The following is a 21,351-nucleotide window of genomic DNA, read 5'->3' on the forward strand; positions in this document are numbered from 1 at the left end:
GAGGTACAGACATTGAATCAAATTGCAAAAAAGCTTAATGAGATGATTGAAGAAAAGAATGAATATATTTATGATATGCTGTCAGATTTAGGAAGGAGTATTTTCTATCCGAAGGGGATCCTCAGCCAGAGTGCGGAGGCGAAAAGTAAGGCAACATCCAGATTTAATGCTACCTTGGGAATTGCTACAGAAGAAGATACACCAATGCACTTCGATCACATCCAGGAAAAGCTGCAGGACTATGCACCGGAGGACATTTATCCATATGCCCCGCCACAGGGGAAAGAATCTCTTCGTAAAGCTTGGAAAGAGAAAATGCTTCGGGAAAATCCTTCACTGGAGGGCAAAGAATTCGGCCGTCCCATTGCTACTAATGCCCTTACCCATGGTTTGAGCATAGCTGGCGACCTGTTTGTTAATCCTGGTGACCATATTATTGTTCCTGATAAATTCTGGGGTAATTACAACCTGACATTTAATGTGCGCAGAGGCGGCAACTTCTCGAAATTTACTTTGTTTGATGAGAACGGAAAATTCAATGTGGAGGCTTTTCGGGAGACTGTGATGGAACAGAAAACCTCCGGAAAAGCCATCGTCATCCTGAACTTCCCGAACAACCCTACCGGCTATACCCCTCATGAAGAGGAAGTAGAAGGGATAGTCTCGGTATTGAAGGAGGCTGCAGACTCCGGAATCAATCTGGTGGTACTTCTTGATGATGCCTACTTTGGCTTGTTTTATGAGGATTCCGTTAAGGAGTCTATCTTCGGTCGCCTGATCAGCCTGCATCCTAGGCTGCTTCCGGTTAAAATTGACGGAGCTACTAAAGAGAATTATGTATGGGGACTGCGTGTGGGCTTCATTACTTTCGGTGTGGAACACAAAGCAGTACAGGATGCCCTGGAACAGAAAACAAAAGGGTTGATAAGAGGGACAATCTCCAGCGGCTCCCATTTGTCACAGACTGTTATTTTGAAATCTCTGGAGTCCGATGACTTTGAAAGAGAGAAAAAGGAAAAATATGCGTTGATGGAGAGCAGGGCAAGAAAAGTAAAAGAAGTACTGGCACAAGAGAAATATCAACAGTCCTGGAAGGTATATCCCTTCAACTCTGGATACTTTATGTGTCTGGAATTGATCAACACAGATGCAGAAAAGCTCCGTGTCCACCTGCTTGAAAAGTATGGGGTAGGCACGATTGCAGTAAATGATACCGATCTCCGCATTGCGTTTTCCAGTGTGGAAGAAAGGGATATTGAAGAGATTTTCGAGCTCATCCACAAGGGAGTACAAGATTTGTCCAATCGTTAATAATAATCGAAGTCCTGGCTGCTATGCTGCCAGGGCTTTTCTTTGGCGCGATTAGACTTAGATATCAGGTATGTCCGGCATTCTTCTGGGTATTCTTTTACTTTTGAGGAGAACATGCGATAATGGGTGAAAAATGTGATGGGATGGAATGATAACAATGGTGATTGAACTGGAAGTACAAAGTCAGGATATAAAAAAGTACCGAAACGGCTATCCGCTGATCAGAAAGGATTCCCTGTCCAATCCTGGTGCCTTGAAGGAAGAGGGGAGCATCATCCATTTGGTAGACAGCCAGCGTCAATTTATCGCCAAAGGCTACTACGGTAAACAGAATAAAGGGCTTGGCTGGGTGCTGTCCCTCAACCAAGGAGAAAAGATAGATTATCTTTTCTTCAAAGATCGGATTCTTAAGGCATTTAATAAACGGGCCTCCTATTATCAGGATGAGCAGACTACTGCGTTCCGTGTTTTCAATGGCGAAGGCGACGGAATCGGTGGGTTGACTATTGATTACTATGATGGTTATTATCTGATCAATTGGTATAGCGACGGAATATACAGCTTTAAGGAAAAGGTCCTTCGGGTTCTGGACGAGCTTGGTGATTATCAAGCGGTATATGAGAAAAAACGTTTTGATTCAAAGGGGAAATATATGGAGGATGACGACTTTGTGAAAGGAGAGCGGGGCGACTTTCCTATTATTGTAAAGGAAAACGGCATGAATTACGCGGTGGACTTAAATGACGGGGCCATGGTTGGGATCTTCCTTGATCAGCGGGAAGTAAGGAAAGCCATCCGCGATAAGTATGCGGCTGGGCGACGAGTCCTTAATACTTTTTCCTATACTGGAGCTTTTTCTGTTGCTGCTGCCTTAGGAGGAGCTGCCAGTACAACCAGTGTAGATCTGGCTAAACGCAGCAAGCCCAAGACTATTGAACAATTCAGTATGAACGGTATCGATTTTGACCAGCAGGACATTGTTGTCATGGACGTATTTGATTACTTTAAATATGCGAAAAGGAAGCATCTTTCCTTTGATATGGTGGTACTTGACCCTCCTAGCTTCGCCCGTTCAAAAAAGCGTACATTCAGTACGGCAAAGGATTACCCTGGGCTTATCCAGGATGCTTTGGAGATTACTGAAAAGGACGGAATCATTGTTGCCTCCACCAATAACGCCACCTTTGGAATGAGGAAATTCAAAGGTTTTATTCAGAAGGCATTCCAAGATAGCGGCAAACGTTTTAAAATTTTAGAAGAATTCTCCCTGCCCGGTGATTTCCAAACAAACCGAAATTACCCGCAGAGCAATTATCTAAAGGTACTGGTCGTCAAGAAACTCGACTGATGCTTAACTCCTGGTTTAAGGTGTATTCCGTGGGGAAAGGGAAAACACAGAGTATCGGAATAAGGAGGGAGAGCGTTGGATATTCTCCGGAACGATTGGCAGCCGAGGTTGGATAAGGAGTTCCGTAAAGACTACTACCAAGAATTGCGTTCTTTTTTAAAAAAAGAGTATGAGACAAAAACCGTTTATCCGGATAAGCATGATATTTTTAATGCGCTGCATCATACGACATACGAAAAAACCAAAGTAGTGATTCTCGGGCAGGATCCATACCACGGCCCGGGGCAAGCCCATGGGCTAAGTTTTTCCGTACAGCCTGACGTAAAAATACCGCCGTCACTTCGGAACATTTTTAAAGAGTTGAAGGAAGATACAGGTGCTCGTATTCCAGATCATGGCTGTCTTACGAACTGGGCTGACCAAGGTGTGCTACTTTTGAATGCTGTTTTGACAGTGAGAAAGGGAGAGGCAAACTCCCATAAAGGGATCGGTTGGGAAAATTTCACGAATGAAGTGATCAGGGAGGTGAATGCAAAAGAAGACCCTGTAGCCTTCATTCTGTGGGGAAGAAATGCCCAGGCCAAGGAAGAGCTCATCACATCTTCCCATCATCTAATCATTAAATCGCCTCATCCGAGCCCTTTTTCGGCGAATAAGGGATTCTTTGGCAGCCGGCCATTTTCCCGTACGAATCAATTTCTAAGGAAAGTAGGCCGTCCAGAAATCGATTGGAGTATTCCGCCAGCGGAAAGATAATAAAAGTGATAAGCAGTCGCAGGGAGCGGCTGCTTATTTTGCAAAAGAACGTATAAAGGTATAAGACTTATCGATTCTAAGGCTAATGGCTCCTGCCAAGACCAGCGCCCGGCAAGTATTTCTTATCATAAATGTTAACCCGGGCACCTTGCTCTTATGACCCTGGCAAGCGAGGTCGTTCTGGTGTTTAAACCCATCCTTTCAGGGAAGAATTTATAAAGGAATGACATTTCAGAAAGGATGAGGCTGTTGGTAAAGACTGATTCACTTTCCCGGGAGAAGGGAATTGACCATAGTTTTGCTCTTATGAGGGAAGGCTATAATTTTATTCCTGACAGAAGACGCAGCTTCCAGTCGGATATCTTTGAAACCCGCCTTCTTGGTCGGCGGGCTATATGTATGGGCGGAAAGGAAGCAGCGGAATTGTTCTACGATAATGATAAATTCAAAAGGTCAGGTGCGGCTCCTGGAATGGTAAGGAAGACGCTGCTTGGAGATAAGAGTGTACAGAATCTTGACGGTGATATGCATTACAACCGCAAGAAAATGTTCATGTCCCTAATGACTACCGACCGGCTGGCAGTAATGGATCAAATCACCACAGAACAGTGGGAAGCTGCACTGGATCGCTGGCTAGAGAAAAAAGAGGTCGTCTTGTACGAAGAAGCAAAGGAACTCATGCTTAGGATTGCCTGTAAATGGGCAGGTGTGCCCTTATGGTCCCATGAAGTCTCTTTACGCAGAGATGATGTGGCTTCCATGTTTGAAGGGGCGGGATCACTCGGGCCAAGGCACTGGAAGGCGCGGAAAGGGCGTGCTCGTTCGGAAAAGTGGATCGGCAGCTTAGTGGAGAAAGTGCGCAGCGGCGAATTGGATCCTCCTGAACAAACAGCTCTTCATACTATTTCGTTATACAGAGATGTCAATGGGGAATTGCTGGATACTCATACAGCAGCAGAGGAAGTATTGAATATAATCAGGCCCATGGTCGCCATCGCCATTTATATCAACTTTACAGCACTTGCTGTTCATCAATACCCCGAGGAGACGAAAAAACTGGAAAGTGGAGATGAAAAGCAGAATTTGATGTTTGTACAGGAAGTACGCAGATACTATCCTTTCTTTCCATTCCAAGCAGCGAAAGTTAAACAGGATTTCACATGGAAAGGGTTTACGTTCCGCAAGAATGATCTCGTACTCATGGACTTTTATGGGACAAACCACGATCCGAAACAATGGGATAATCCCCAGGTTTTCAACCCTGAAAGATTTGCTGATTGGGAGGAGAACCCCTTCGACTTCGTTCCACAGGGCGGGGGAGACTATAACATGGGTCATCGCTGTGCAGGTGAATGGGTGACTGTCCAGGTAATGCAAATTTCGTTGGAATACCTGGTAAATAAGATGGCTTACCATGTTCCTTTACAGGATTTGAGTTACAGTATGGTAAGATTCCCGACCGTATCCAACAGCAAATTCATCATCAATAAGATCGGCCGGAAGGTAGTATAACGGTCAATACACGGAAGAACGCGTGGCATTTCAAACTCACTCGAAAATAAGAAAAAGCTGCAGAATTACTCTGCAGCTGTTTCTTTAACCTCTTCAATTTTGCTGACTTTTAATCCATCTGGATCGATTTTTAATTGGACAACTCGGTAATCCGGCAGTTCTTTCGCCATTTTAACCGCTATCTTCTGTCCGGAGCCTTTTGGGGCAAGGGAGACCATAGAGGGCCCAGCTCCGCTTATGGCCGTGCCATATGCTCCTGCCTGCCTGGCCTTTTCCCTGATTGTGTGGTACAGGGGAAGGAGTTTGGCCCGGAATGGCTCGTGGAGGAGGTCTTGTTCCATCATTTCTCCTGCCTGTTTGAGATCCCCAGTCAATAAGAAAGAAATCATCATGTTGCTAATACTGCTTGCCGCAATCGCTTCTTGCCTGGAAAATCCATCGGGCAGTACGTTACGCGCATCTTCCGTCTTCAATTCAAAATTCGGTATATAGCCAACCACATCTAACATGGGAACCGGAAGTTTTGCCCATTTGACCTGATCCGTTCCAGTCTGGGCTGTTACGGTGAAACCGCCTAGAAGGGCTGGGGCAATATTATCCGGATGGCCCTCTTCTGCGGTGCCGAGAAGCAGCTTTTGCTCTTCGGACAGAGAGAGGTTGCACATTTGGTTTGCCACTTCAATCCCCGCGAGGACAGCGGACGCACTGCTCCCAAACCCCCGTGCAAGGGGAATGTCGCTAAATACCGTTATATTGCATGGAGGAAGTGCCCTGCCATATTTTTTGGCGGTATTCTCTGCCACCTGATAAATGATGTTTTCTCTGTACGGGATATCATCAGGTAAAAAAGCGGAGCGGTTTTCTATGTTCCATGATTCAGCTTCTCTCACATCAAGTGTCAGGTAGAAATCCAAGGCAATACCTGCCGAATCAAAGGCAGGTCCTAAATTAGCGGAGCTTGCCGGAATGGAAACCCTGAAGTTCTTCATGCTTTCACCCGGTTTTCTACATAATCTCTCACTGCTTGCTCATCGTTCGGCAAGGATACCGGATTGACCTCTACCTGTTCAATGGCAGTCTGAGGGTCCTTTAATCCGTTCCCAGTAAGAACGGCTGCTACTTTGCTTCCTTTTTTGATGGTTCCGTTCTTACATTGTTGGATAAGTCCGGCGATCGAAGCACAGGAACCAGGCTCAGCAAAGATTCCTTCTTTTCTTGCCAGCAGCTGCTGGGCATGGAGGATTTCTTCATCGGATACAGAGTGGATTTGCCCTCCAGATTCATCCCTTGCTTTTACAGCAAGCTCCCAGCTTGCAGGGTTTCCGATTCGGATGGCCGTGGCCACTGTTTCCGGTTCAGTAAATATCCGGTTTTCTACAATGGCAGCTGCGCCTTCTGCTTCAAATCCAAACATCTTAGGAAGCCCTGTCTGCTTCTGCTCGTGGTATTCTTTGAAGCCTTTCCAATATGCGCTGATATTTCCTGCATTCCCTACCGGAATTGCCAGTACATCAGGTGCCTGTCCAAGCTGCTCACAGACTTCGAAGGCAGCCGTTTTCTGGCCTTCTAGACGGTAAGGATTTACAGAGTTCACTAAGGTGATTGGGGAGGTTTCACTTAATTTGCGAACGATTTTTAAAGCTTCATCAAAGTTTCCGTCAATTTCAACAATCTCCGCCCCATACATCATAGCCTGGGCCAATTTCCCCAAGGCAATTTTCCCTTTAGGGATGACAATGATCGCTTTCAAGCCGGCCTTTGCCGCATAAGCAGCAGCTGATGCAGAGGTATTGCCGGTAGATGCGCAGATAACGGATTTACTTCCCTCCTCCGCTGCCTTGGCAACGGCCATAACCATCCCTCTATCTTTGAAGGAACCGGTAGGGTTTATTCCTTCTACTTTCCCATATAATTCTATTCCTAATTCTTCCGAGAGGGCAGGGAAATGAATCAATGGCGTATTGCCCTCATGTAGTGTTAGCTCTGGTGTATTTTCTGTAACGGGCAGATATGATTTATAGTGTTTCAGTAGTCCTTGCCATATCATTATCCCCATCTCCTTCCACTTTGTAATAGCTTTTGATTTCGATGACATTTTCCAAATTCTTCAATTCATTCAACGCTTTATTGAAATTCTCCAAAGTTGTTTCGTAAGTAATGAACACTATTTCAGCTAATTCATTGTGTTCGACAGGTGTCTGCAAAATTCGCTGGAAACTTATGCCAAGCTCATGGAACAGCGAGGAAATAGAAGAAAACACACCAGCTTCATCTTTTACATACAGACGTCCGTAGAATTGGCCAAAACGCTGATCGGCAGGTTTCAATTCCTTCTTGAAATGAGGCTCAGCTACTTGGCTTCCTGTCACACCGAGACGCATATTCTTGATGGCTGCTACGACGTCAGCCATTACTGCGGTTGCTGTTGGAAGGCTTCCAGCCCCAGGCCCGTAAAACATGGTTTCTCCGACAGCTTTTCCGTAAACATAGACTGCATTATATTCATTTTTGACATCTGCCAGAGGGTGTTCTTTGGAAAGCAATGTAGGCTGGACGTTCACTTCCAACTTTTGGTTATCAAAATTGGCAAAACCAATGAGTTTCATGGTATAGCCCAGTCTATCACCGTTCTGCAAGTCCTCAAGCTCGATGCCTTTGATTCCGGTTACTTCAACATCGTCTAGTTCAACATCTGTGGAAAACGCGAGGCGTCCCAGAATCGCCATTTTTCTGGCTGCATCCAGTCCTTCGACATCAGCGGTAGGATCTGCTTCCGCGAAGCCGAGTTCCTGCGCCTCCTGTAGTGCATCTTCATAGCTCATCCCATCTGAATTCATCTTCGTCAATATGTAATTGGTGGTGCCATTGACAATGCCCATCACTTGCTGGATGCGGTCGGAAGAAAGCCCTTCAGTAATCCCTCTTAAAATGGGGATTCCGCCAGCAACACTTGCTTCATAGAAAAAATCACATTTGTTCCGGGCAGCCGCCTCTTGCAGCTCCTTCCCATGTAATGCGACCAGGTCCTTATTGGCTGTAATGACATGCTTTTTGGCGGAGAAGGCTTGTAGAATATACTCTCTTGCCTTATCGATGCCTCCCATTACCTCCACAACCACGTCGATTTCCGGGTCGTTCAACACATCATCGGGATTGGTCGTAAGGTGTGTACGTTCTCTATCGATATTGCGTGCTTTATCGGGATTTCGCACCAGGGCGCTTTTCACTTTAACTTTGACTCCCAGCTGGTGTACGAGCTTTTCTTGATGGTCTTCAACCAGTTTGATTACGCCTGAGCCGACAACTCCCAGGCCGAGAAGTCCGATTGATACACTATCTCCCACATTATCACCTCATATTTCCTTTTAATTAACAGAGTAATTATTAGTATATTTAATACATTTAAACACGAATGGGGGAGTATAGCAATAGTGAATTTTTAAACTATTTACATCAAGCGCTTACATTGCGAAAAAGTTGGTACAATATGGTTGGCATCGACCGAGAAGCGGTCTAATTACTGGGCAAATCAAAAAAAGTGGGTGCGATATGGTACAAATAAATGATAGGCTGAAGGAGGCTGATAAACTAATAGATTAGAGGATAAAGGGTAAACATGGTATGAGATGTTAGCGGGGCATAGCACGGAAAAGTGGGGCTTGGGCTTGGACCTATGCCAAGATTTTCGTCGGAAGGATAAGCGATAGGTTATGCAGCTAACGGCATTTCTCTCATTAAAGCAGGCCTTAGGCAGTAAAGGGGACGAATAAGAAGATATCGTCGAGCAAATTTGCTATACTTATAAATAGCAGAAGTGACAGGAGGAGCAAACAGCAAATGAAGGACGCTCAATTACAAAAAGAAGCGATGCGGGTCCTGAAAGAGACCAGCAGAACATTTTATATTCCGATTAAACTGTTACAGCCGACCTTGAAACGAACAGTAGGGTCTGCCTATTTATGTATGCGGGCAATTGATGAAATAGAAGATCATGAAGAACTGGGTTCCGAGGCGAAGCAGCATCTACTGCGCACGATTAGCGATTTAGTGGAAAATGAGCCATTTGATGATATGGCTTATCAGGAACTCATCAAACCTTACAAGGAAATCCTGCCGGAGGTCACCCAAAGACTAAATGATTGGATTGCTTTCTGTCCTGACGGTATTATACATAAAGTGAAGGAATCTCTCAGTATTATGGCACGTGGGATGGCAGACTGGGTGGAAAGAGATTGGCGGGTCGATACGAAGGAAGACCTGGATGAGTATACGTACTATGTTGCTGGCCTTGTCGGTGTCATGCTATCCGATATATGGGAATGGCATGATGGCACCCAAACTGACAGGGGATTGGCTATAGGCTATGGTAGAGGTCTCCAGGCTGTGAATATCCTTAGAAACCAAGAAGAAGATGCTGAGAGAGGGGTCAGGTTCGTGCCGGCCGGGTGGACCAGAGACGACCTCTTTGAATATGCTAACGAAAATCTCAGACAGGCTGATTTGTATATGAAGGATATACATACCCGGAACATTCTTTTATTCTGTAGAATCCCATTGGAGCTGGCAAAGAAAACACTCCGGGCTATGGAGAAAGGAAGAGAAAAAATATCCAGGGATGAAGTGGAGGAAACGGTGGATGATATACTGAATGATTAAGGGGCAGGACCGACCTCCTATCAGAAAGCCGAAAAAATTAAACCAAACTGCGTTTAAAAAATAAGGTAGCCTTAACAGGACACGGAGTGATAATTTGAGGGGCGGAGGGAATGAAATGATAGACCAAGAGGTGAAGCGAGTAGGGGAAAGGTTCGAAGCTGTTCTAAGCGACCTGTTGGATAGATATCCAGGCAGTTTCTTTGAACCGCAAGAAATCAAGGAGAATGTGTTGGAATGCTTGAATCTTTTTGCCGAGGCGTTGCAGGAAAGGGAAAGGCTTTTCGATGATCGTACTTTAGAATATGGGAAAAAAACTGGGGAAATGGCGTTGCGTCATGGGAAGCACCTTGATGATTCCATTACACAGCTGGCAGCGGCCAAAAGAGAGACTTGGCAGCAGCTGAAGGAAATAATGTTGGACTTAGGGGTTTCTGTTGAGACTGCTTTGCAGATAGCAGATATTTTCGATCCTATATTTGACCAAGTCATTTCTTCTTTTACAAGGGCATATATCAAATCATATGATGAAAGCATCAAACATGCTGAAGATGAATTTCTCCGCTTGTCGGCACCGGTAATCACTATTTTTGATGAAGTGGCTGTGCTGCCGATTATTGGAGGCATTAATGAAAAACGAGCGGAGCTGTTGATGAAAACTGCGCTGGATGAAGCGGGGAAAAAGAATCTGAGCCATTTATTCATTGACCTTTCCGGTGTGAAGCTGGTAGACACGATGGTGGCTTATAATATATATAAAATTATTCAATCTTTGGAGCTGGTCGGAGTTGAAACGGTTATTGCCGGAATACGGCCCGAAGTATCCCAGACAATGGTAAGCCTTGGGGTGGACTTTTCAACGATAAGGACTTATAGCTCCTTGAAACAGGCACTTGACAGACATATGCATATTTCTGTACAAAAATAGCAGCTTTTCCTTCATAAATTGACGTTTACATAAAATCTGCCTATAATAGAAAACTACAATAGAGAATCTGGGCGAGTTGGTGGGGGCTGGCAATGGCATCATGCCAGTATTTTTTACAGTTGGCATCATCCCCATCCAACGGTCTTTAATGACGAGGCAATATCATCTTTTAGACACTTGCTTCTCGAAACACTTTAGGAGGAAAAGCGTGGAATCAAACAAGAAGAAGAATCGACTGGACTGGCCTGTTTTCATAGTAAGCGGGGGTTTTTTAATTGCGTTTATTATTTTATCCCTAATTAACAATGAGATGGTCTCAGATGCGGTCAATACATTATTTGCCTATTCATCAGACCTATTTGGAGCATATTGGCAGCTCTTACTGCTTGGTAATTTCTTAGTCGGATTGGGGCTGGCAATCTCTAAATATGGAAAGGTCCGCCTTGGGAACCAATCGGAGCCCAAATATAATTACTTCCGTTGGGTTGCAATGATTCTTGTAACCCTCTTGGCAAGTGGAGGAGTCTTCTGGGCTGCTTCTGAACCGATGTATCATTATATGGACACCCCGCCATTGTTTGGCGGAGGACAATTCAATAATCCGGAAGCAGCCTTTGCGCAAGCCTTCCTGCACTGGGGATTCACCGCATGGGCTATCCTTGGCACCCTTGCAGTTATCGTCATGATGTATGTGCATTACACCAAGGGTTACCCTTTAAAGCCTCGCGGGCTCTTATTTCCCCTTTTCGGTGAGAAGATTTATCACAAAAATGCCTTGGGGTCTGCGGCAGATATCTTTTCTATTATTGCTACTGTAGCAGGTACACTAGGCCCGCTCGGTTTTCTTGGTTTGCAGATATCCTATGGCCTTAACCATATGTTCGGTGTACCGAACACTTTGACCGTAAGTATTTTGGTTGTTTTCTCCCTTGTGATTATAGCAGCTGTTTCGGCTGCGACCGGGGTAGATAGAGGGATTCTTACATTAAGCCGCTATAATGTCGGATTCACCATCTTTTTAGCTGCTGTCATATTGGTAATCGGTCCTACCATGTTTATTATTGATGCATTTGTCGGGGGAACCGGTTTTCATATTCAGAATTTCTTTACGATGAGTATGTACAGGGGCGATGAAGGATGGCTGTCCTTTTGGACGATCTTTTTCTGGGGCTGGTTTATCGGATATGCTCCAATGTTGATCGTTTTCATCAGCAGAATTTCCCGGGGCAGAACCATCAGGGAACTGATCATTGCGGTTTCCATTGTTGCACCTATTGTAAATAACTTTTGGTTCTCTGTGGTTGGGGGAACTGGGGTGCATTTTGAGATGGAGAATCCTGGATCTATATCCAATGCCCTAAATGAAGGGGGAATGCCCGCAGCAGTTATGGCGATCACTGACCAGCTCCCAATGGGCACGCTGATGGGTATTGGGTTTTTGCTCGTTTCCATCATTTTCGTAGCTACTACTACTGACACGATGTCCTATACCGTAGCAGCTACCTTGACGGGGAATGACCATCCAAAACGCTGGCTTCGGGTATTCTGGGCGCTGATTTTTGGTGCAACTACCATGGTGATATTAACTATAGGAGAGAACAGCATCGCCTCCATTCAGAACTCCATTGTTATAACGGCTGTGCCAGTTTCACTACTATTACTCCCGCCGTTATGGACTGCTCCTCGTATTGCCCGCCAGATGGCATTGGAGCAAGGATTGGTCTGGCAAAGGGAAATGAAAAAGAAAATGGATAAATAAGCATCTATAGTTTGCTCTGACTGTTAAGCAGTCAGGGCATTTTTAATGGTTCTGGAAACAGGTCGGGCAAAAAATGTTGGGATGATTGATCTAAAAATATAGCCACATCCTTCGACCAGCCGTCCAGTTCTGGGAAAAATAAAAGGCTGCCGGAGATACCGGCAGCCTTAGGGCTTTGCCTCATCAGTTAATAACATTGGAAAGATTCAATACGGTCCAGATCAATACCAAAGTAGACCCATCTGCGTCCTTGCCAGCGGTATCCAGCAATGGAGTTCCGGCCGACAAAGGTAGGATAAAACCAAAAAGAATCTCTTCTTAACCAAATGTAGGTGAACCTGTAAAGGCATCCACGGATTCCTCCAGGATCCACCGCATACAACTGAAATTGATTCTGATCTGGAGTAAAAGGTGGTGGCGGGGTGCTTGGAGCACCTGCAGGCTGTCCTCCCGGTCCACCCGGGAAACCTCCTGGCCCTCCAGGGAATCCACCCGGAGGACCGAGGCCTGGTCCTCCTTGGCCGAACAATTGGTTCCAAACGAACTGTGGTAAATTAAATTGCCTCTCTTCATCCGAAGGCGGCCATGGACGATGGTTCATAGAATGCCCTCCCAAAAAATGTTTTCCATATACTATATGGGAGAACGACCTACTATGGGAGTAAAATTAACATAATAGGCAGGAGCGGAGATCGTTGACTGGAATTATTTACAAACAGTCCACCACGGAAGCGATGTTATCTGCCCGGGTAATAGCAGAAATCACCGAAACCCCGTCTGCTCCAGCCTTTATGACTGAAGAGGCGTTGGCCGGGGAAATGCCGCCTATTCCGACAATGGGCATGGCAGGATGCTTTTCCCTCAAAGTACTGATCCACTCAGTACCTACTGGCCTTTTGGCATCGGATTTAGTACTTGTAGAAAAAACCGGACCTGCACCGATATAATCAACAAAGGAAAGCGGGCTCGTGGACAGTTCTTCTTCATTGGATAGGGAAAGTCCGATGAGTTTATCCGGGAAGAGCCTCCTGACTTCTTCTGCAGGCTTGTCGTTCTGACCTATATGGATGCCGTCAGCATCCAGCTCATTGGCCAAATGGAGGTCGTCATTCACAATGAATGGAATATGATGGGAACGGCATATGTGCTGCAGTTCTTTTCCCAATGCTCTTTTTTCGTCTCCTTCAAGCGAGCCCTTCCCTTTTTCCCGGAATTGGAAGGCGGTTATCCCAGCCTCAGCGGCTTCTGCAAGGATGACCCGCGGATCACGGGGGCAGTCCTGGCTCCCCATGATGAAATACTTTCTGAGCAGCTGATGGACTTTATCATTCATCTATATCCCTCCTGTTCAACTTGGCGGGGTCCTTGGAAAGAGCATCAATGAACCGGGACATAAATGTGCCGGGCCCTTTAACATCCGGAGAATCTGCAGCATATTCGGCTGCCAAACCATAGAAATTGACGGCAGCAAGTGCTTGTTGATCGGCAGAATGGCCAGTTGTCAGGCAGGCAGCCAGTATGGAGCCCAATAAACATCCTGCGCCTGTCAGTTTTGATAGATAGGGGTCTCCTGTATTATTTTCAATAATTCTGTTGCCTTGGCAAATAATATCTTTTTTCCCTGTAACTATAGCGGTGGTGTCATAGGTGTCTGCAACTTGAGCAGCAATGTTTTCGGTGTTTCCCTCACCAGTCGAATCTACCCCTTTAGTTTCCCAGGGGATGTTTACAAGGTGGGCCATTTCTCCGGCATTTCCTTTGATGGCGGAAGGATGCACCTCAGCCAAAATTTTTTTAACAGCTTGGCTGCGCCAAGTGGTGGCCGCTGCTCCTACAGGGTCTAATACTACCGGTATGCCTATTTGGTTGGCAGCTTTACCGGCAGCAATCATGGCTTCCAGGTCACCGGATGTCAGTGTTCCGATATTTAGGAGCAGTCCATCCGCATGGGAAGCCATTTCTGCTGCTTCCTCTTGGGCCTTGGCCATTACTGGAGAGGCCCCGAAGGAGAGAAGTCCATTTGCCGAGAAATTCATGACTACCTGATTGGTTATATGATGTATTAATGGCTGATGTTCTCTTACTTCTTTAATGATCTCTACCTTCATTGTCTAAAACCTTCCTCCCTGATAGCCCAATGGTTTGTCGGTCCGTTGCCAGTACCAAGATCAAAAGCATGCTGAAGAGATGCTGTAATAAACCTCTTTGCATACTCCACCGACTCTATCAATGGTTTTCCCTGGCTGAGGTAAGCCGTTATGGCTGCTGAGTAAGTACAGCCTGTCCCATGGGTACTGGTAGTGTGAATTCGATGAGCGGAAAAGGAATGGATATCTTGGCCGTCATACAGGAAATCTATTGCCTCGCCTTTGATATGGCCGCCTTTAATTAATGCAGCTCCGACTCCATATGTGTGTACTAGCTCTTTAGCTGCCAGTTTCATATCCGTAACAGTTTCAACTTTTTTATCCAGCAGAAATTCTGTCTCTGGTATATTTGGTGTTACCAAGTCTGCATGTGGCAGCAGGTTTTCGCGGAGGAAAGCACGGGCTTCTTTTTCAATGAGGGCATCCCCGCTGGTAGCCACCATTACTGGGTCCATCACATACGGTCCCTTGATGTCTATGATTTTCTCTGAGATGGCTTCCATCATAGGAATGTTGGCGATCATGCCGGTTTTGAATGCGTGGACCGGCATGTCAGTAAGGACAGAATCAAGTTGCCGGGATATCATTTCCGGTGTCATATGCAGGACATCCTGAACACCTGTTGTGTTTTGGGCGACCACCGAAGTGATCACTGACATTCCATAGCTTTTCAATTCCTGGAATGTTTTCAAATCAGCTTGAATTCCCGCTCCGCCGCTGGGATCGGTACCGGCAATTGTCAAAGCGCATGGTATTTGTTTCATTGTGTATTCCTCCCTGTAATCTCCAATGCATTATTGGTTGATAGCTTTGTCACGATAAACCAGCCGATAATGGCTCCTGTAGTGCTGCTAATGATAAATGGCGGGATAAATGCAAGGGCACCCGCAGAACTGCCCATCAAAATGTTGGCAAAAGGGACGGCAAACAAAGCCCCGATAACCCCGCTTCCCAAAGCTTCTCCGGCTGCAGCCCAGATTCTCTTGCCGAACCAGCGGAAAAGCAGGCCGGCGAACAGGGCTCCCACCATTGCCCCAGGAAAGGCCAATAAGGTGCCGAGTCCCAGCATATTCCTTAATAGGCTGATCATGAAGGCAATAATTACCGCCGGGCCAGGGCCCAGGATGACGGCAGCCATGACATTGATAGCATGTTGTACCGGATAGGCTTTGGCTATGCCGGCTGGAAACCAGAGCAATTGGGAGGTGATAGTGCCAATTGCAATGAATACAGCCATTAATGTCAGTAAATGTGTACGATTCATCTGTATTCTCCCTTCTTTCGGAAACCAAAAAAGCCAGATCCCATGCAGGACCTGGCTTGAATAAGCTGAAAATAGATTGACAAATTGTCGACTACTTCCCTCCGCTGGTATGATCCAGATCAGGTCCGTAAGGGTCGGAAAGTCCATCTTTCCTCTCAGCCTGTATTTCGGCACCCCTAGTAGTTCTTGCTTTTATAGAATTTTCTATATTAGCATAACAAAAGTGTAGCTATTTGTCAGCATACTTGTTCAGTTCTAAGGTTTGAAGATTACTTTGATGCTGTTATCCTCTTTTTTATCGAACATATCATAAGCATCAGCAGCGTCTTCTATCTTCATTTTATGCGTAATAATATCTGTCGGGTCAAATTCCTTATTTTCAATCCTTTTATATAACTCAGGCATCATATGAATGACGGGAGCCTGCCCCATCTTTAAAGAAACATTATGGGTAAAGAAGTCTCCAATAGGGAAATTATTTGCTTCTGTAGCATATACACCTGTAAGTTGAACAGTACCGAATTTACGTACAGCCTGGGAAGCAGTTACAATTGGGCTGATGGTGCCGAACTGGTTATCTTTTTCAGAGCCGAACTCTGTGTTAGGCGGAACAGTCCCGTCCATACCAACACAGTCGATGACTACGTCGGCTCCACCTTTGGTCTCTTCCTTGAGCAACTCCCCGATTTTTTCCTCTTCTTTAAAGTTATAAGTCTCAGCCTGGTTGGTTTTCCTGGCATGTTCTAGTCGATAATCCATTTGGTCAACTGCGATCACCCGCTGAGCGCCTTTCAACCGGGCAAGTTTCTGCGTCATAAGGCCGACAGGTCCAGACCCAAGTACCACAACAGTATCTCCCTCTTTTACACCACTGTTTTCTACGCTCCACCAGGAGGTTGGGATGACGTCGGAGAGCAGCAGTACCTGCTCGTCTTCCAGTTCACTTGATTCAGGAACTTTAAAAGCGGTGAAATCTGCATAAGGAACACGCAAATATTCAGCCTGGCCACCCGGATGGTTGCCGTTCTGCTCTCCGAAACCAAATAATCCACCGACTTCCCCGTGCGGGTTGGAATTGTCACATTGGCTTTCCATTTGGTTTTTGCAGAAAAAGCATTCTCCGCAGCCAATATTGAATGGAATGACTACACGATCCCCTTTTTTGAGTTTGGTTACTTCAGAACCTGTTTCCTCTACAATTCCCATGGGCTCATGTCCGACCACGTAATCTTGTTCAGGGGTGATTCCCCCTTTATACAAATGTAAATCAGACCCACAAATGCCACTTGCCGTAATTTTGATGATAACATCCGTGTTTTCTTCTATATCCGGAGTGTCCACTTTCTTTGCCTTCATAGACTCTTTTCCTTGGAAAGTAACTGCTAGCATAAGTACACTTCCTTTTCAATAGTTTACAATGGATATATCCGCATGGAAGGAAAGGTAAACAAAGGAATTGCAGAGGGAAATAAAAAAGAGAAGCTTCCTTATAGTAAGGAAGCTTCTCTTTGGTGATGGAGCATAGCGGGCTCGAACCGCTGACCTCTTCGCTGCCAGCGAAGCGCTCTCCCAGCTGAGCTAATGCCCCATATCGGCCATCACAAGAATAAATTATATATGGGATTGAACAATTTTTCAAGGGTTTTCGCAAAAAATTTACGTTATTTTATAAATCGATAGGTACCAATAACGGTTTTTTCTATTTGTAGTTATATAGCACTAAATTTGACAAAATTTTACAAATAATTAATAGTATTTTATCAATGGATATGTAATATTAGAAGGGAAAAATACTATTAATAGGAAAGAGAGGTTGATTATGGACTATTTTTCCCGGAAAAAGATGATGTACTTAGTGCTAGTCTGTTTGGTGGTGTTATCCAACCTGTCTCCGGCAGCCACTGTCAGTGCAGCCGGAACGGAGCAAGAGGCCGGCACAGCAGCCGATGAGTTGTTCATTTCGGAATATGTGGAGGGAAGTTCTCATAACAAAGCAATTGAAATTTATAATGGGACGGGAAGTGAGGTGGAACTTTCCGATTATCAGCTTGAACTGTACAGTAATGCGGCGCAATCTCCCAACCACAGTATTACATTGAAGGGCAGCCTGGCAAATGGGGATGTCCTTGTGTTGGCCCATTCGGATGCAGATACAGCCATCCTTGACAAAGCCGATGAAATAGTGTCCTCTGTCATCAATTTTAACGGCGATGATGCAGTGGTACTCAGTAAGAATGGAGAGGCTTTAGATGTACTAGGGCAAGTTGGGGTCGGGGAGACATACGGCCAGGAGGTAACAATGACCAGGGAACCTTCTGTAATTTCTCCAACTTCCACTTATAATCCAAACGAATGGGCTGTTCATGATGAGGACACCTTCGATTATCTCGGCAGCCATACGATGGATGGCATGGATCCGGTGAGTCCACCGGTAGATTCAGGCGACAACCCTGAGCAGGATGCGGAAGAATATAGTATTGAAGAAACACGGGAGCTGGTGGATGGAACTTCCGTTATCGTGCAGGGTGTTGTCACGGCCGACAGCTCCGCCATCAGTAATGGAGAACAGTTTACGACCTACATACAGGATGAGACAGCGGGGATCAACCTGTTTTCCTTTGAACAAGGGGAAATTCCTGACGTAACTAAAGGGGACCTGGTCAAGGTGACGGGTAAACTTGATTCTTATAAGGGTTTGAAGGAAATCATCCCTTCTGAACTTGAAGTGCTGGAAGAAGGATATGATTTGCCGGAGGTACAGCAGATTACCTTAAAAGACCTGCAGGACCCGGCCATAGCAGAGAATTATGAGGGTGAATTGGTCGAGGTGAACGGGTTTATCAGCAATATTCCCGATTCTCCTGCGGGTGGCGGCTACAATGTGTCCATGGTAGATGCGGATTTCCATGGGACGACACTTCGGATTATGGAAAATTCCATGGATATAACAGCCATAGAAGCTGATAAATGGTATAACGTAACAGGTATTGTCAGTCAATATGACAGTTATCAGCTAATACCGACAGGTCAGGAGGATATTCAGACAGCGCAGGATCAGCCTGAAGCTCCGACAGCAGCCGGATATTATGAAGCAACAGTAGCAAGTGTGACGGACGGGGACACCATCCGGGTGGAAGAGCCAGTTTTTGGAGAGACGAGTGTACGGTTTGTGAATATGGATACGCCGGAAACCTACCCTTCAAAAAATGGTGACCCGGACAGGGAGGAAATCAATGAGAACCAGAAGCATTTTGGAGATTTGGCCACCGGCTATCTCAATGAACTAATCCAGCCTGGTGATGAGATATTCCTCAAAGTCGGGGATCAACCGACCGATGATTATGGCCGGATCTTAGCGGAAGTGATTAGGAAAGATGATGACCTCAATATCAATCTGGAAATGGTGAAACAGGGTTATGCATCGACTTATTTCATCGCACCGGTTGATGAAGAGGCATATCCTGCATACCAACAAGCGGTAAAAGAAGCGAAAGAGGCCGGACAGGGGATTTGGGATCCTGAAGAACCATTGATGGAGCTTCCGTTTGTCTTCCGTGCCAATGATGACCAAAAGGGATTCCAGCGGTATGTCGGAAATTCTGAAACCAAGATGTACGTTCAGCCGGAAGATTGGGAAGAAGTTCCAGTAGGAAACAGAATTTTCTTTGCAAGTCCCGAAGAAGCTGAATCATTCGGTTTTGCGCCTGTACAGGATGGAACGGAAACCGACAATCTGGAGGTGCAGCTGCTCGGTGTCAACGACCTGCATGGGAAAATTGATCAGGAATACATGTTGGACGTGGATGGTGACGGAAACAGGGAATTGTACGGCCGAATCGATTATACCTCGGCGGCCATGAAGGCTCGGGAAGAGGAGAATGAGCATACATTAATGGTTCATGCCGGGGATATGATCGGCGGCAGCTCACCGGTGTCAGGGCTGTTGCAAGATGAACCAACGGTAGAAATCATGGAAGAAATAGGGTTTGACGTAGGTACCGTCGGGAACCACGAATTTGATGAAGGGGTGGATGAGCTGCTCCGTATGGTGAATGGAGGTGAGCATCCAGAAGGATCTGGTACAGCGGGGTATGATGGAATGGACTTCCCTGTCCTTTGTGCCAACTGTGTGGATGAGGAGTCAGGGGATGCCTTACTGGATGCCTATCATATTGAAGAAGTCGATGGGGAGAAACTAGGTTTCATCGGCGTGAACACACAAGAAACAGTTAATATGGTCATGCCCTCTTCCCTGGAAGGTGTGGAGTTTACCGATGAAGCAGAAGCAGTAAATACTGCTGTAGATCAATTGACTGCCCAGGGTGTGGAAGCAATTGTTGTCCTTGCCCATATGCCGGCATATCAATCAGGAGAAAGTGCAACAGGTGAGGCGGCTGAATTGGCAAACACCGTAGATGATGGGGTTGACGTGATATTTGCGGCCCATAATCACCAGGTCAATAATGCAATAGTTGATAATAAATTGATTGTCCAAGCCTCAGAGTATGGAAAAGCTTTTTCGGATGTGGATTTGGAAATCGACCGGGAAACCGGGGATGTTGTAAGTAAAGAAGCAGAGGTTGTCTTTGTCAGTCAAAGTGAATATGAGAGAGACCCTGCTGTTACAGAAATCCTGGAAAAGTACGCGGAGGAGATCAGTCCAATCATCAATGAGGTCATCGGTTATAATGCCGAAGATCTAACAGGGGATTACACCAATGATGGTGACCATGGGCTAGGCAACTTGATTGCCGATGGAATGAAATGGAAGATGGATAGTGACTTTGCTATGATGAATGGCGGCGGGATCAGGGACGATCTGCTTGCTGGGGAAGTAACCTGGGGAGACCTCTATAACATTCAGCCATTCGGTAATGTTCTTATGCAGGTGGAAGTAAAGGGAGAGGATCTCTATCCGATTCTCAATGAGCAAATTTCACCTAAGTATGGCCCTGACTACAGTATTTCCGGTTTACATTATACTTGGAACCCCGAGTTGAACGAGGTGGTGGAGATCACCTTGCCGGACGGTACACCGATAGATGAGGAGAAAGTCTATACTTTAACGGTGAATAATTATATGGGTACTTCAGATGGTCCGATAAAAGAACTTGGGAAGAATCCGATCATGGGGCCGGAGGATATTGATGCAACGGTGGATTATGTAGACAGCTTGAACAGTTCGGAGGAAAACCCGATCGTTTACGGTCCGGAGGGAAGGATTACGGAAACGGACAAAGTACCGAATGAATCGGACGAAAACCATGAACCCGCTGTAGAAGTGGCTCCGCGGAACGATAGGGGAACGGCCCATTTACGGACGAGCGAACTAGCTGTCCTTGGCCAAGGGGACAAGATAGTCGTCCCGATATCGCAAGAAAGCAGATCAAGAAAGCTAATAGTGAATAAAAAACAAGTGGATATCTTAAGGGATAAGGAAGTTGTATTAACTGTCATGAATGGCAAATATTCGAAAACGGTGAATATGGCGGATTACGAAGGCAATGTATTGAAGGTTGAATGGAAGAAGTAATCGGCTGTAGATTTTAAGGGATCCTGCTACCAGGCAGGGTCCCTTTATCTATGAAGAAATGAAACGTGCAAAGATAGAGGGATGTCAGATATACTGGGGGAATGCCACATGATATTTACATATTAAAATTGATAGGTTAT

The 21,351-nt window shown here is 45.7% G+C and carries 17 protein-coding genes, 1 tRNA gene and 1 riboswitch; of the genes, 8 read left to right on the plus strand and 10 right to left on the minus strand.

Annotated elements, in window-relative coordinates; genetic code table 11:
* The first annotated feature begins 12 nt into the window (after nt 1-12).
* The 4 genes from ACFODW_RS03705 to ACFODW_RS03720 all read left to right on the plus strand — a co-directional run bounded on the left by ACFODW_RS03705 (nt 13) and on the right by ACFODW_RS03720 (nt 4,927).
* A complete protein-coding gene (locus ACFODW_RS03705) occupies nt 13-1,311 on the plus strand; it encodes an aminotransferase class I/II-fold pyridoxal phosphate-dependent enzyme (RefSeq protein WP_390303166.1) in 1,299 nt (432 codons plus the stop codon).
* Nucleotides 1,312-1,459: 148 nt separating this feature from the next.
* Nucleotides 1,460-2,659 (plus strand): class I SAM-dependent rRNA methyltransferase, encoded by a 1,200-nt coding sequence (locus ACFODW_RS03710; protein ID WP_390303168.1) that lies wholly within the window; start codon nt 1,460-1,462, stop codon nt 2,657-2,659.
* Between the two features lie 75 nt (nt 2,660-2,734).
* Nucleotides 2,735-3,415: a uracil-DNA glycosylase gene (locus tag ACFODW_RS03715; RefSeq protein ID WP_390303171.1), complete on the plus strand. Its 681-nt coding sequence runs from the start codon at nt 2,735-2,737 to the stop codon at nt 3,413-3,415.
* A 240-nt stretch (nt 3,416-3,655) separates the two neighbouring features.
* A complete protein-coding gene (locus tag ACFODW_RS03720) occupies nt 3,656-4,927 on the plus strand; it encodes a cytochrome P450 (protein WP_390303173.1) in 1,272 nt (423 codons plus the stop codon).
* A 65-nt stretch (nt 4,928-4,992) separates the two neighbouring features.
* Here the strand turns inward: ACFODW_RS03720 and thrB are convergent, their stop codons facing one another.
* Genes thrB through ACFODW_RS03735 form a run of 3 tightly spaced genes read right to left on the minus strand, consistent with a single transcriptional unit; the run spans nt 4,993 to nt 8,271 of the window.
* Nucleotides 4,993-5,916: a homoserine kinase gene (gene thrB / locus ACFODW_RS03725; protein WP_390303176.1), complete on the minus strand. Its 924-nt coding sequence runs from the start codon at nt 5,914-5,916 to the stop codon at nt 4,993-4,995.
* A complete protein-coding gene (gene thrC / locus ACFODW_RS03730) occupies nt 5,913-6,971 on the minus strand; it encodes a threonine synthase (RefSeq protein ID WP_390303324.1) in 1,059 nt (352 codons plus the stop codon). The genes thrB and thrC overlap by 4 nt, the downstream gene beginning before the upstream one ends.
* Nucleotides 6,943-8,271: a homoserine dehydrogenase gene (locus ACFODW_RS03735; RefSeq protein ID WP_390303179.1), complete on the minus strand. Its 1,329-nt coding sequence runs from the start codon at nt 8,269-8,271 to the stop codon at nt 6,943-6,945. The genes thrC and ACFODW_RS03735 overlap by 29 nt, the downstream gene beginning before the upstream one ends.
* Before the next feature lie 493 nt (nt 8,272-8,764).
* Here ACFODW_RS03735 and ACFODW_RS03740 point away from each other — a divergent pair, with 493 nt between their 5' ends.
* The 3 genes from ACFODW_RS03740 to ACFODW_RS03750 all read left to right on the plus strand — a co-directional run bounded on the left by ACFODW_RS03740 (nt 8,765) and on the right by ACFODW_RS03750 (nt 12,267).
* Nucleotides 8,765-9,583 (plus strand): squalene/phytoene synthase family protein, encoded by an 819-nt coding sequence (locus ACFODW_RS03740; RefSeq protein WP_390303182.1) that lies wholly within the window; start codon nt 8,765-8,767, stop codon nt 9,581-9,583.
* A 115-nt stretch (nt 9,584-9,698) separates the two neighbouring features.
* Nucleotides 9,699-10,508, plus strand: coding sequence for an STAS domain-containing protein (locus ACFODW_RS03745; RefSeq protein WP_390303184.1), 810 nt, complete (start codon nt 9,699-9,701; stop codon nt 10,506-10,508).
* 208 nt (nt 10,509-10,716) lie between these two features.
* Nucleotides 10,717-12,267: a BCCT family transporter gene (locus ACFODW_RS03750; protein ID WP_390303187.1), complete on the plus strand. Its 1,551-nt coding sequence runs from the start codon at nt 10,717-10,719 to the stop codon at nt 12,265-12,267.
* A 187-nt stretch (nt 12,268-12,454) separates the two neighbouring features.
* On the opposite strand, the gene ACFODW_RS03755 is transcribed toward ACFODW_RS03750, so the two are convergent.
* The 7 genes from ACFODW_RS03755 to ACFODW_RS03785 form a co-directional block, all read right to left on the minus strand.
* Nucleotides 12,455-12,868, minus strand: coding sequence for a hypothetical protein (locus ACFODW_RS03755; RefSeq protein WP_390303190.1), 414 nt, complete (start codon nt 12,866-12,868; stop codon nt 12,455-12,457).
* 108 nt (nt 12,869-12,976) lie between these two features.
* A complete protein-coding gene (thiE, locus tag ACFODW_RS03760; RefSeq protein ID WP_390303193.1) occupies nt 12,977-13,600 on the minus strand; it encodes a thiamine phosphate synthase in 624 nt (207 codons plus the stop codon).
* Nucleotides 13,593-14,375 carry a hydroxyethylthiazole kinase gene (thiM, locus tag ACFODW_RS03765; RefSeq protein WP_390303196.1) on the minus strand — a complete coding sequence of 261 codons (783 nt, stop codon included), beginning with the start codon at nt 14,373-14,375 and terminating at the stop codon, nt 13,593-13,595. The genes thiE and thiM overlap by 8 nt, the downstream gene beginning before the upstream one ends.
* A complete protein-coding gene (thiD, locus tag ACFODW_RS03770) occupies nt 14,372-15,178 on the minus strand; it encodes a bifunctional hydroxymethylpyrimidine kinase/phosphomethylpyrimidine kinase (RefSeq protein ID WP_390303199.1) in 807 nt (268 codons plus the stop codon). Before thiD ends, thiM begins: the two co-directional genes overlap by 4 nt.
* Nucleotides 15,175-15,678, minus strand: coding sequence for an energy coupling factor transporter S component ThiW (thiW, locus tag ACFODW_RS03775; protein ID WP_390303202.1), 504 nt, complete (start codon nt 15,676-15,678; stop codon nt 15,175-15,177). The genes thiD and thiW overlap by 4 nt, the downstream gene beginning before the upstream one ends.
* 79 nt (nt 15,679-15,757) lie before the next feature.
* Nucleotides 15,758-15,866: riboswitch (TPP riboswitch) on the minus strand.
* A 67-nt stretch (nt 15,867-15,933) separates the two neighbouring features.
* Nucleotides 15,934-17,067 carry a zinc-dependent alcohol dehydrogenase gene (locus ACFODW_RS03780; RefSeq protein ID WP_390303205.1) on the minus strand — a complete coding sequence of 378 codons (1,134 nt, stop codon included), beginning with the start codon at nt 17,065-17,067 and terminating at the stop codon, nt 15,934-15,936.
* A 126-nt stretch (nt 17,068-17,193) separates the two neighbouring features.
* Nucleotides 17,194-17,266: transfer RNA gene (locus tag ACFODW_RS03785), tRNA-Ala, on the minus strand.
* 231 nt (nt 17,267-17,497) lie between these two features.
* Here ACFODW_RS03785 and ACFODW_RS03790 point away from each other — a divergent pair.
* Complete coding sequence (locus tag ACFODW_RS03790; protein ID WP_390303208.1) at nt 17,498-21,211, plus strand: 5'-nucleotidase C-terminal domain-containing protein; 3,714 nt, start codon at nt 17,498-17,500, stop codon at nt 21,209-21,211.
* The last annotated feature ends 140 nt before the right edge of the window (nt 21,212-21,351 follow it).

Origin of the sequence: Virgibacillus sediminis (genome assembly GCF_042643265.1) — a bacterium.
Lineage (GTDB): Bacteria > Bacillota > Bacilli > Bacillales > Amphibacillaceae > Virgibacillus_O > Virgibacillus_O sediminis.